The organism is Helcococcus sp. KG196 (genome assembly GCF_046035495.1).
In the GTDB taxonomy this organism is placed as follows: domain Bacteria; phylum Bacillota; class Clostridia; order Tissierellales; family Peptoniphilaceae; genus Helcococcus; species Helcococcus ovis.
On the sequence record NZ_JBFNFI010000010.1, the window covers coordinates 26448 to 40209 of the forward strand.

A 13762-nucleotide genomic window follows, 5' to 3' on the forward strand; every position below is an offset into this window, starting at 1 on the left:
ACTATTAATTTATTTTTAATATTTATTTTCATAATATTTCCCTTATTATCAATTTTTATATATTAGAATTTACCATTTAGAATTTTTAATAATGAATTTTTAAATTTTAAAATTAAATTACAAATTAATTTTACTAATCTATTTTTTCAAGTTTATATAGTTCTTTTAAAGTATTTTTTCTCCTCCTAAATTTTTTATTCTAAATTTCCTTCTTTACCCAAAAAATTATCTTTCCATAATTCAAAATTAATTCTAGTATGATCTATAAGATTGCATTCCCTTAAACTCTTTTGATTTCCTTCAGTTGTATTAATTATTGTAAGACCTTTACTTCGTTTTTTTATTCCCGTAAAATTTTGATCTATTGCTAATTTTTCAAAATCTTCTAACTTTAAGATATAAACGTCTATGTATTTACACAATTTATCAATTAATACATAAGCAACACAAGGAATCATACCAAACTCATTTGCAAAAGTTATTAGCTTTCGTTGATTTTTTTCATCGAAAGATGTCGATGCATCATCTGTTTGAAACCATCTACTTTTGACAGATACAGCATATTTAAAATTACTATTTTCTCTATCTGTAGCAATAATATCAGCTCCTTCATGATCTACTAAAGCTACTCTATGTTTTTTTAAATTACCAAGCAAAAACACTACTAAATTTTCTCCAAAATCACCTAATTGTTTAGATAATCTTCCATCTTTTGTATTTTCTTTTTTATTTTCCAAATATTTTTACCTCCTTTGTATAATAAACTATATTAATTATACAAAAAAAAAAAAATATCCACTAAAATTTAAAAATTTGATTAGAAATATTATATATCACTTAAAATTCAATACTTTTATAATTATTTACTTTTATTAACAATCTATTTTTTATTCATAATAAAATTAATTTTAAATAAATACAATTCACTTATACACATTCGTAGCTTCAACAGTAAATCTAAAACCATTTCTACTTGTTTTCTTATTTTGGTTTGAATTTTCAGCATTCAAATAAGTGGATTTAAAACCATTTCTACTTGTTTTCTTATTTTGGTTTGAATTTTCTTGTATTTTTATATCTTAAGATTCATTTATTTAAAACCATTTAATTATATTTTATATATTTGGTTCATTTTAAGGACTAATCATTCTGATATTATAGAACCAAATTTTTATTTTTCATTCCTTTGGTTTTATATTACATTATATAAAATAAATAAAACCCACTTATACACCTCCGCAGCCACAACAAACGAACTGACCTCCTTAAAGTAGGCTATAAAAGTCGACTTTAAGGAGGTCAGTTCGTTAAGCAAGGACTAGTGTCGTAAATGAGTTTTTGTTATTTTTTAGCCATAAAAAACTTCAATAAACTCCTGCTTTCTTTACATTTATCTGATATATTAAATTCTTCATTTTCAATCTTTGAAACTGTATCATCTATCATTTTTTGAATTTCTATATTTTTAGCTTCATCATATTCAAAAATGAATAAACGTTTTTTTGCATTTAAATCTGTAAAATATAGTGACATTGTTGCAATTTTTTTATTTTTAGTAAGTTCAAATAAATGTGCATATAGGTTTATTTGATTAAAATAAGTTTCAAGTGAATGATGCCCATCATTTTCATCCGGTGGTGTACCTGTCTTAAAGTCAACTATATGATATTCTCCATTTTTTTCATAAATCATATCGACATTACCGGTTATTACATAGTTATCTGTCGACATAGTAATATTTAACTCACTTTCTACAGGTTTACCTAAAGTTTTTAAGAAATTATAATATAACAAAACTTCTTTTATCGCTTTATCTACAATTTCTCTATTTAAATTTTCTGCACCTTGAATATATTTTTGTCTTGAAATTTCTAACACAATATTTGAAATTTCTTCTTTAGAAACATCTCTTCCTTTTATAATCTTTTTATTAATGTATTCAATAGATTCATGGACAACTAAACCATAGAAAAGACTTGGAGTTTTTGGCATTGAAAATTTTAATTTCCTTGTATAAAAATATTCAAATGGACAGTTATTGTATGGTACTATATCTGCTGTAAAAGAATATAAAGATTTCACTTTATTATCCTTAGCTTTTCCCTTTTCTATATCCAAATCATTTAAGTCAATTTCATCTAAACTTAAAAAGATTTGCCTCAAATCGTCTGATACGGAAATATAATTTGTTTCAAGACCTGCTAAAACTAACAAATCCTTTGCTCTTGAAAATCCCGTATAATTTTTTCTATAAAAATCTAATAAATTTATCATTTCACTTGGTTCAAATGAAGTATCTTTTTCATACATAAAACTAATTTTATTTAAGTCATCATCAAGCTTGTTTTTATAACTGTTAAATACTTTATCCCACATTGAAGCCATGATAACTACAGGATATTCCATTCCTTTTGAAGCATGAATGGTTAATGCACTTACAGAATTTTTATCAGGAATTTTTGTTTCTTCTTCAAAATCAGAAATTTTTTCATCCTTTATAAATTTTATAAATTCATAAAAGAATACATTAACAAATTTTTCTATATTAGAAGAATTTATAGTATAAATACCTTCAATTAAATTAAATGCATCAATCAACTCTAAAAATCTTGAATATTTCTTAGCCCTATCAATATCATTCATATAGTTAAAAAAAGGTTTATACGCAAATAACCTATAACATATATCATGTAATGTAATTTTAATATCTTCTGAGGAAATATAGTTAGACATTCTTATTATAAACTGATCAAGCTCATCTTCTTTTAATTTAGATTTATAAAAATTATCATAACAGTTGTCTAAAAATACTTGTGTTTCACGATCAAAGTTTTTAACTTTATTTATTATCACATTTTTAAAAACTGCATAAAGTGCACCTAATATTTTTCGTATTTCATTTTGTGAAATTAAAGTAGATGTAGCAGGCATATATACGTCTATATCTCTACTTTTTAAAAATGAAATTAACTTTCTAGATTTTTCATGATTTAAAGAACCAAATAATAAAGCAATCTCATTATAATTATTTATTGCTCCTTTATTTTTTAAATTATAAATAAGTTCATAAATTTTTTCATACCATTGTTCATCAGAATTTGCTGTAAGTCTTCTTACTCTTTCACAACCAGCAATTCTATCAGAAAAAAGTACTTTTTTATATCTGTATTGGCTCAAATCCGGATTACTTTCAATTAAATCATTCATATATTTAGAATAAAATCCTATTATACTTCCTTCTGAACGATAATTTTGTTGTAGGTTTATTTTCTTAACACTTTCAAATTTTTTCCCAAATTCTAAAATATTTTTTACAGTAGCACCTCTAAACCTATAAAGGCTTTGATCATCATCGCCTACAACACAAATATTTTGATTTTCATTTAATAATTCAAAGATTATTTTTTCTTGAATAATATTTGTATCCTGATATTCATCAATCATCATATAATTAATCTTTTTTCTTAATGATTGTTTAATTTCGGGATATTCAACTAGTAACTTATATGTATAAAAAAGTACATGAGAAAAATCAATCATATTATATTTCATTAAAATATTTTCATACATTTCAACTATCTTGAAATATAAATTATATCTTTGATTATCTGATTTTCTATCAAGTATACCATCCTCACAAATTTTATTTATTATCTTTGCTATATCTTTTACTTCTCTATTTTTATTTATCACATAAGCATATCCATCAATATTTCTAAAATATGGTAAAAACCTATTTATAAGATAATTTTGTTCAACTGAATCAATCTGTATATACCCTCTCTTAAGAGGTGTAAAATCTATATATTCATCTAATATTCGTCTTGCAATAGAGTGAAAATTGCCAATCATCATATCATTTACATCTTTATGTATATTTAATTCCTTAAATTTAATTGACAATCTGTCAATTAATTCAAAAGAGGCCTTATTTGTAAATGTTGAAATTAATATTTTAGAGGGATCAATACCTAAATTTGCAACCATATTTATAACTCGCTCAACTAATGTAAAAGTTTTGCCCGTACCCGGTCCTGCAATGATTAATACCGGTCCATCTATAGTATTTATAGCTTCATTTTGATTATAATTTATATTCATATTTCTTCCTATTAAAAAGCCTCACAAAATGTGAGGATGATTTCATTTCAATGTTTTTATAAAGTCTAATACCAAATCAATAAAATATTTTGAAGCATTTTCACCAGCCTCAATTACTTCTTGCTCTGACAATTCAACCTCTGAGATTCCTGTTGCTAAATTTGTAATAAGTGAAATACCACAAACTTTCATTCCCATATGTTTTGCAGCCATAGCTTCGATAGCAGTTGACATCCCTACTGCATCAGCTCCTAAAATACTTGCCATTCTTACTTCAGCCGGAGTCTCATATGCCGGACCTGAAAATTGGCAATACACACCATTTTGAACTGAAATTCCTTTTTGTTTAGCTAATTTTTCAATTGTATCACTATATTCTTTATTATAAACTTCAGTCATATCAGGAAATCTTGTTCCTAATTCTTTAACATTTGGCCCCATTAATGGAGATTCAACAAATTGTGTTAAATGATCTCTGATAATCATCAAGTCGCCAATACTAAAGTTTTTGTTAACTCCACCTGCTGCATTTGTAACTATAAGTGTCTTAGCTCCCATCATTCCCATTAATCTAGTAGGAATTACCGTATCTGAAGCACTATATCCCTCGTATCTATGAACTCTCCCCTGCATAATTACAGTAGGAATGCCGTGAATATGTGTAAATACAAATCTTCCTTTATGTCCGGGAGCAGTAGAAACAGGAAATCCCTCAATATCTGAATATGAAATTTCTTGTTCAACATCTACAACATCAGCAAGTTTGCCTAATCCCGAACCTAATGTTATTGCAAGCTCCGGCTTGAAATCAATCTTTTTAACTAAATCATTATATGCTGTTTTTAATTTTGTATAAATGATATTTTCTGTCATAACATCTCCTTAATATAATTTCTTATATTAATTATATAATATAAACAAAAAAAATAATAGGCTTGATACTGATGTATCTTGCCTATTTTCCTTAATAAATCAAATTAATATCTTCTTGCTCCAACATAATAATTTTGATACCATGATGAGTAGAAATTGCTTACTATAACTCCTGTATCTTCTGTAGAAGCATGAATTACATTACCATTTCCGTCATATATTCCAACATGATTAATATCATATATAGAATCACCAAAAAATACTAAATCTCCCGCTTGCAGATTATCCTTACTTACCGGTTGCCCACCATAAAACTGCCCTTGAGCTCCTCTAGCGATTGAAATTCCCTTTGTATTTTTTAACACATAACTTGTTAATCCTGAACAGTCAAATCCTATACTTGGACTCATGCCACCATATACATAATTATAACCTACATATTGCCTTGCAAAGTCAACAATATCATATAATTGTTGTGCGGATTCTTTAACAACTTCTTTTTCCGCCGATTTTTTTTCTACTACTTTCTTTTCTACTTCCGAAGTGGTTTCTTGTTTTTCTTCTTTCAAAACCTCACTAGATGTTTCTTTTACTTCTTCCATAACATCTGAAGATTTTTCTTCTTGTTTTTTTTCTTCTTTAACTTCTTCTACTGATTCTTTTTTAGTTTCTTCTTTTTTAGTTTCTTCTTTTTTAATTTCTTCTTTTTCAGTTTCAGTTTTTTCAATTTTAACTTCAACAACCTTTGTGTGGTTTGGATTGATCCAAGAACCCGGTACATCTTTCTGTGTTGTAACATTTATCATTCCATTATATCTTGTATACACATAATATTCGCCCGGATAAACTGTATTTACATCTTCTAAAGAGTTTTCAGCATTATATGCCGTCATAAATCCACTAACTTTAGTTTTTAATATAAACTTATTTTGATCTACAATATTAATTACATCATCGTTTCTTTTACCCGAAATAACTTCCAAGGTTTGCTTAGCAGTTTCAATAGTTTCACTTATTTTAGGTAAATTATTTGAAACTTTTATTTCATTTTTTGTTTCACTATCAAAATATATCCATCCTCCCGGAATGCCCTTTTCTCTTGTTATATTAAATGCTCCATCATATTCTCTGTATATATAATATGTACCAGGGAAAAAAGTACCTCTCTGATCAGTTGAAGATTTTGCATCTGAAGCAGATATATAAATAGGTGTATTTACATTTAATGTAATCACATCATTATTTAATCTAATTGATTTGTTTTCAGATGTCTTTACTTCAGTCATTTTTACAGAAGATACCTTCTTTATTTCTTCTTTATTATCAGATGGATTAATCCATCCTCCCGGCTCTCCTGGCGTGTCAGAAATATTTATATAGTTCCCAAATTTTCTAAATACATAATATTCTCCTGCACCAAATTTCCCCGCTGCATTCTTTCTATTTTTAGCGTCATATGCATTCATATAAACACTAACTTTATTATTTAATTTATACATTTCATCATTAGCAGATGATAATGAAGGAAATAGTAAAGCCCCACTTATTAGTGCAGTTGATAAAGCTAGAATCCCCGCTTTTTTTATATTTTTTTTATCCATTTAAATCACCGTTCCTGTAATTTTTTTGTAACTTATGTATTAAATTATATATTTTTTGTAACTTTTTTGCAATAATAATAGTAACTTTTTTGTTATATATTAATTTTTTGTAATAATATCTGTTCGAATTACATAAATAATTTTTATCAAAACACATTAAATAATCTTAAATATTTAAGTTTTTCATTAATTTTAAATATCAAAAATAAAAGTGTTATTAAATAAAAAAAGACTGACAAAAAATATGTCAGTCTTAAATCTTCATTAGTTAAATTTTGAATATTCTTCCTTAAATTTAGCAACTTCTTCTTCTGTACAAAATACATAATGTTCCGGAGCAATTTCTCTTAACATATGATTTTCTGTAATTGAACTAGCCAAACTTTCATCATACACGTGAACTTCCTTAAATTTTTCAATTTTCGGATCAGGTATCGGAACTGATTGTAACAATGATTTTGTATAAGGATGAATTGGTGCTCTAAATAACTCTTCAGTTGGTGCAACTTCTACTATCCTTCCCTTTGTTATTACAGCAATTCTATCAGAAAAATATCTTACAACCGATAAATCGTGAGCTATAAATAAGTATGTTAATCCCTCTTCTTTTTTAAACTTATTTAACAAATTTAAAACCTGTGCACGAATCGAAACATCAAGTGCAGATGTTGGCTCATCCGCAATGATTAATTCCGGACTCATTACTATAGCTCTTGCAATACCAACTCTTTGTCTTTGCCCCCCTGAAAATTCATGAGGATATCTTGACTTATGCTCTGGTAACAACCCTACAGAATCTAAAGCATTATTTATCTTTAATTGTCTTTCTTCTTTATCTTTATATAATTTGAAGTTATCTAAACCTTCACCAACTATATAATCAATAGTTGCTCTTTCATTCAACGAAGCTGCCGGATCCTGAAAAATCATTTGAATTTGTTTTTTTAATGTTTTTGATTTCTCTTTTGAAATATCTCCATTAATTTTTTCACCCTTAAACATTACATCTCCATTTGATGTCTTGTTAAGTCTAATAATAGCTCTTGCAATTGTAGTTTTTCCTGAACCGGATTCTCCTACTAATGAAAATGTTTCACCTTTATAAATTTGGAAATTTACGCCTTTCACCGCCACAAACTTTCTCTTCCCATTTGTAAAAGTAACTTCTAAATCTTTAACATCAACTAGTACTTCTTTATTATTTTGTTCCATAAGTACCTCCTTTTGATGTAGCTTTTAACATTTTTTCATGTAAATTATTTAATGCTGAAGGTCTTTCAACCTTCGGTGCTTTTTCATGTAATAACCACGTTTTGGCATAATGTGTATCACTAATCCTAAACATCGGAGGTTCTAATTCGAAATCAATCTTCATTGCATATTCACTTCTAGGAGCAAATGCATCTCCCTTTATTTCATTGAATAAACTTGGTGGAGTTCCTTTAATAGCAAACAACTCTTTTCCATCTTCTTCAAGTTGAGGAAGTGAAGATAATAACCCCCATGTATAAGGATGTCTAGGATCATAAAATACTTCTTCAGCTGTTCCGTATTCTATAACTTGTCCGGCATACATAACAGCAACTGTATCTGCCACTTTAGCAACAACACCTAAATCATGAGTAATATAGATAGTAGTAAATCCATATTCTATTGATAAATCTCTAATCAATTTAATAATTTGTGCTTGAATTGTAACGTCCAACGCAGTAGTTGGTTCATCACATACTAAAATCTTGGGTCTGCATGCCAATGCAATCGCAATAACAATTCTTTGTCTCATCCCCCCTGAATACATAAAAGGATATTCATTAAATCGTTTTTCAGCTTCAGGAATTCCAACTTTTTCCATCAATTCGATTGCAATTTTCTTTGCCTCGGACTTTGATTTCTTTTGATGCTTTATAATCACCTCTGAAATTTGATATCCTATTGTACGCACAGGATTCAATGATGTCATCGGATCTTGAAATACAGTAGCTATTTTTTTCCCTCGAATATTTAACCATTCCTTATCTGTCTTAAATTTTGATAAATCTTGTCCTTCAAACCAAATTTCACCATTTGATATTTCCCCATTTTCATCCAACATTCCTGTAAATGTCTTAGTAAAAACAGATTTTCCAGATCCTGATTCGCCTACTAAAGCTACTACTTTTCCCTCTTCAAAATCTAAAGAAATTTTTCTTATAGCTGTTAACTCTCTGTCACGAACCGCAAACTTTACTTCAAGATCTTTTACAGAAAGTATTACATTTTTATTATTTTCCATAAACTCCCCCTAAACTTCATGGTTACGTGGATCACTAGCATCAGCCAATGTTTGTCCTACAATATATAAAGAAACTGTTATTATAGCAATAACAACAACCGGTAATATAAACAAATATGACTTAGATTGCATATATTGTGAGTGAGCTTGTATCGTTCTCCCTAAGGATGGTATTTTTTCATCTAAACCTACCCCAACAAAACCTAAAAATACTTCTGTCGAAACGTATCCCGGCAATCTTGCAGCAGCTGAAGTTACAATTACTGAAATTAAATGTGGCAAAATGTTATGTTTAATAATCTTCCATGTACTTGAACCCAAAACTTTAGATGCCATATTATATTCTCTATCACGAATAATTAAAACTTGAACTCTCATGAAATATGCAAGTCCAACCCATGACGTTGCAGACAAAGCAAAAATCAATTGCCACGTACCACCTCCCAATACATACGAAAGTATCATAACTATCAGTAAATATGGGATATTGGATATAACATTGTAAAAATCCATTAAATAGAAATCTAATTTTTTATTAAATCCCCAAATAGTTCCTACAACAATACCTAATGTCATTGTTATAAATGTAGTTATAAATGAAATTGTTAAACTTGTTCTAGCTCCAGCCCAAACCATATTAAATACATCTCTACCTACATCATCAGTACCAAATAAATGTTCAGAACTTGGTGGTAAAAAATGTTTAGATCTGTCATTAACATATCTTAAATCTAAATTATCATATCCGGAAAATATTGGCTGTATAAATGAAACAGATAAAACAATAACTAAAACAACCAACATAAATACCGCAACTTTTGACGAGAAAAATTTCTTAAATACCGAACCCCAATAGGAATATTCAGGAGTAGCAATTTTTTCTGATTCTCTTGAGCTTACATGAACAAACTCAAACATATCATCTGTTAAATTTTCTTTAGATAATATTTTTTCTTCAGTCATTATATGTCTCCTTTCTTAGCATTTAATGAAATTCTTGGATCGACTATTGTCAATAATATATCTCCCGCTAATAATGAAAATATCGATAAAGTTGTAAATATAAACGTTAATGTAATAACCATATTATTATTTACAGAATTAATAGCATCAGGTAACATCTTACCCATACCAGGAATGGCAAAAACAGATTCTGTTATAACAGCTCCACCTATCGCTAAAACGATTGAACCTGGAATACCATTTACAATTGGTATGATAGCATTTTTCAAAATATGATTTTTAAATATTTCTTTTTGTGATAAACCTTTTGCTCTTGCAAATTTTACATAGTCAGATGTAGACTGATCTATCATGTATCTTCTTATCCATGTCATAATTCCTGATGTAGATAAGATAGTTAAAATAAGAACCGGCATAATATATGATTTAATATTATTTGGTCCTAATTGTGGAAATTTATCAGGCAAGTTAATTAATGAACCTAAATATTTCATAAAGAATATAAATGCCAATGATGGTAAAGCAATTAATATATTAATATATAAAATCCCAATCTTATCAACTAGTTTACCTTTATTTCTCGCCATTGCAATCCCAGCTGGTAAGGCAAATGCATATGCTAAAATTAATGTAATAATACCAAATAGATATGATGTCCCAACCATTGATGGATCCCTGCTTATAATACTTACGTCAGCATATTTATCCTTAAATTTTTGTTTATCTAAGTGATCAGTAGTTTTCTTATATCTTAATGAATATAAATCATCAGCAGTTTTAGCTTTAAATCCTGTTGGATATGTAACTTCTCTTCTTACTGATGGTCCTTGTGGAGTAGTAATAACTTCCAATGTTGAAGTTCCTGGTTTTGTAGGGAACGAATTACCAAAATTTAATGATAAAAAGTTTGAATGTATAAACGGAAATGATGTATTGAAATATAATTGATATTTATATTCACAACCGTTACACATTAATGCAGGTACTCCGTTATGATCTGTTCCAAAATAATATCCTCTATTTTCATTTAATTGTGGATTTGTTTCATCAACAACTTTATTTGGATGATCAAAATTAAATAATTGTTTAAAATATCTAAAAATAATTTCATGTAAACCAAATTCTCTTGTTGCAATATATTGTCCTTGATTTACACCTCCCTTTGTTAGTTTCTCAACTTTAAAACCTTTATCCTTAAACAAATTTATAATTCTTTTTTGTTCGGAACTATCTTGTTTCAAACATTCATTAATATCTTTAGATTCTAGACTACACATTGCTCCAATTGTCTTATAATCTAAATATCCTAACTGATCTAATGTACTATATCTATGAATAGTCTTTGCATTTCCTTGTAACTTATTATAAGTTTTATCTTGATCAAAAATATTACTAATAGGTATACCTTTATATAGCATAGCTATTACAATAGCAAGCACTACAAATATTGAAATAATAGACTTTATGATTCTCATAAATAAATATTTTTTCATAATTAACTCTCCTTTCTCTATAAATTTTTTCTATTTTTAGAGATAATTATATACCAAACATTATATAATAATCCGGGATATTTTTCAACCTAAAACCTTGTAATCAACATGTTTAGATTAAATAATAAAAAAAGAGGCTGAATATTTAATTCAACCTCTAAATTTTAAATTATTGAGATTTTTTAGCTGATTTAGCTCTTTCTTTTTCCCATTCAGATTTAATATTATTATAATCTTGAGTTTTTACAAGGTCCTTATTTAATTTTTTAAATTTATACTTTGATTTTGAATTACCAACCAAAGCATATATACCTTCATAAGGTTGTAATTTTGAAACCATTTCAAATCTAGCACCCATTTGAACAGGTATAAATAATACATTTTCTATCAATTTAGAATCAGCTTTTGCAAACTCAGCATATCTCTTATCTAAATCTTTATATTCTTTATCTGCTTCTCTATATAATTTTTCATATTCATTAAAGCCTAATTTTTCTTTTAAATCATTATTTATTGGATTTCCTTTTTCATCTAAGTTACCTAATCCAACATTAATCATATAAGCACCTGTTGTTGGTGAATATATATCTACAAATGATTTTGGATCGTTATAATCCGGTGACCATCCTGTAAATGTTGAAATATCATAATCTACAGTAGAAGGATCTTCATTTCTATAAGCTAAAGTATTAACTTCATCTTTTGATCTTTGAACTAATTCAACTATAATTTGATTATCTGTATTTTCAGCAATACTTTGTTTTAATGAATTTGCTTGTTTAATTAATCTATCACTTGTTGATATTACTAACATATCCAAATGAACTGGGAATTTAATTCCCTCTTTTTTAGCTGCTTCGATAAATTTCAATGCATTTTCTTTTCCATAGAATGGATCTTGTCCATCGTGTAAATCAACTTTTTCTCCTGTAGTATTATTGTATACTTCATTTACTAAATCATAATATGTTTTACCATCTTTTGTTAATGCAGCTTCAGGGAAGTTATTAATATTTCTCTTTACCTGAGTAGCTAATTGCTTTGGAGCGTCAATTTCAATATATGATTGTCTATCAAATGCAGCTCTTACAGCTTTTCTAAAGTTAAGGTTTTGAATAGCACTTCTCGTGTTATCTTGTGCCTCTTTTGTTGTTGCATAATTTGTATTATTAAATACCTGTCTATTGAAGTTAAATACCATACCAAATACAGTTGGATTTGGTACTGTTTCTCTTACATATTCTTCATATTGTTTTCTTACTTTTGTATAATCTGGCCAAGTTGGTTTCAGTGACATTGAAGGGTAAATACCTGATTCAAAACCTTTTTTGCTTGAATATGGATCTTTACCATCATCAAATACTTCTGTAATTTTTTCTATAAATACATTCTTAGCATCCCAATATTTTTTATTCTTTACAATAACAATTTGTGATTTATCATCTAATGTTTCTAATACATAACCACCATTATATAAAATTGAATCAGGTGATGTTGACCCAAATGCTGAATTCTTTGGATCTGGTTTTCCTAATTTTGCACCAGCTTTTGTTTCCAAAAATTGTCTATTAATTGGTAATAGGATAGCATATGTTGTTAAATCGCCAAAATATGGTGTTGGTGCCTCTAATGTATACTCAACAGTTAATTTATCAACTGCCTTAACCCCTACTTTTTCCCAAGCTGCATCAGAAAAATCACTAGACATAAATTCTGATAATCCTTTAACCACACCTTGTAGTAATGAAGCAGTTCTTGATTTGAATTCTGCAGCGTGTCTTAGCCCTGTAACAAAATCCTCAGCTGTAACATCAGCATATTCAACTTGTTCATGTGTTACCCATTTAACTCCAGGTCTTAGCTTAAATGTCCAAACTGACATATCCTTATTTGTTTTCCATGATTCAGCTAATGCACCTTTTAATTGTCCTAATCTATCAAACTCTAATAAACCGTCTACAAAGTTTGCATTCCATTCATTATCAGCAGCCTTATCTGATACAACATAGTCCATAGATGCAAGTGAATTTCCACCAGGCATTGTTAGCTCTTTTACTTCAGAACCTTCTACTTGTTTTACTTTGTTACCTTTTCCCGAATTTGTTTTATCTGTTCCCTTTGTTCCACACGCAACAAGGAATACCATAACAAAAGCCATAAAGAATGATAATATTCTCTTACTGTTTTTCATAATTCCTCCTTAAAGTATATTTTATAGATATCTTTCCAGATTTTTTATCCATCCCAATTTCTATATATTGTTACTTATTATATCAAATCATTTACAATTGTCAAGTTTTTTTGTGTTAAATATTAAAAATTTTTTATAAATTATATATGAATCACACAAAATGTATATTGAATATTATTCAACAAAAAACAATACAAAAAAGTCTCAAATGTGTAAAATACACACTAGAGACTTGTTTTTAAGTTTATTTAATAAATTTATAAATTAT

At 27.9% G+C, this 13762-nt stretch carries 9 protein-coding genes; all 9 read right to left on the reverse strand.

The features are described from left to right. Positions 1 to 194: 194 nt before the first annotated feature. Positions 195 to 737: a hypothetical protein gene (locus ABGF45_RS05540; protein WP_408112453.1), complete on the reverse strand. Its 543-nt coding sequence runs from the start codon at positions 735 to 737 to the stop codon at positions 195 to 197. A gap of 604 nt (positions 738 to 1341) precedes the next feature. Beyond that, positions 1342 to 4101, reverse strand: a complete 2760-nt coding sequence (locus ABGF45_RS05545) for a UvrD-helicase domain-containing protein (RefSeq protein WP_408112452.1) — start codon at positions 4099 to 4101, stop codon at positions 1342 to 1344. A 42-nt stretch (positions 4102 to 4143) separates the two neighbouring features. Next, positions 4144 to 4974: a purine-nucleoside phosphorylase gene (locus ABGF45_RS05550; RefSeq protein ID WP_134711437.1), complete on the reverse strand. Its 831-nt coding sequence runs from the start codon at positions 4972 to 4974 to the stop codon at positions 4144 to 4146. Positions 4975 to 5078: 104 nt separating this feature from the next. Then, positions 5079 to 6575, reverse strand: coding sequence for a C40 family peptidase (locus ABGF45_RS05555; RefSeq protein WP_408112451.1), 1497 nt, complete (start codon positions 6573 to 6575; stop codon positions 5079 to 5081). A 264-nt stretch (positions 6576 to 6839) separates the two neighbouring features. Continuing rightward, a complete protein-coding gene (locus ABGF45_RS05560; protein ID WP_134744265.1) occupies positions 6840 to 7787 on the reverse strand; it encodes an ATP-binding cassette domain-containing protein in 948 nt (315 codons plus the stop codon). After that, a complete protein-coding gene (locus tag ABGF45_RS05565; RefSeq protein ID WP_408112450.1) occupies positions 7774 to 8847 on the reverse strand; it encodes an ABC transporter ATP-binding protein in 1074 nt (357 codons plus the stop codon). Before ABGF45_RS05565 ends, ABGF45_RS05560 begins: the two co-directional genes overlap by 14 nt. A 9-nt stretch (positions 8848 to 8856) precedes the next feature. Further along, the gene (gene oppC, locus ABGF45_RS05570) at positions 8857 to 9810 is read right to left on the reverse strand and encodes an oligopeptide ABC transporter permease OppC (RefSeq protein ID WP_134711434.1); all 954 of its coding nucleotides are present in this window, start codon (positions 9808 to 9810) and stop codon (positions 8857 to 8859) included. After that, positions 9810 to 11303, reverse strand: a complete 1494-nt coding sequence (locus ABGF45_RS05575) for an ABC transporter permease (protein WP_408112449.1) — start codon at positions 11301 to 11303, stop codon at positions 9810 to 9812. The genes oppC and ABGF45_RS05575 overlap by 1 nt, the downstream gene beginning before the upstream one ends. Before the next feature lie 169 nt (positions 11304 to 11472). Beyond that, entirely contained in the window at positions 11473 to 13494 is a 2022-nt protein-coding gene (locus tag ABGF45_RS05580; RefSeq protein ID WP_134744264.1) for an ABC transporter substrate-binding protein, read from the reverse strand. Positions 13495 to 13762 lie beyond the last annotated feature (268 nt).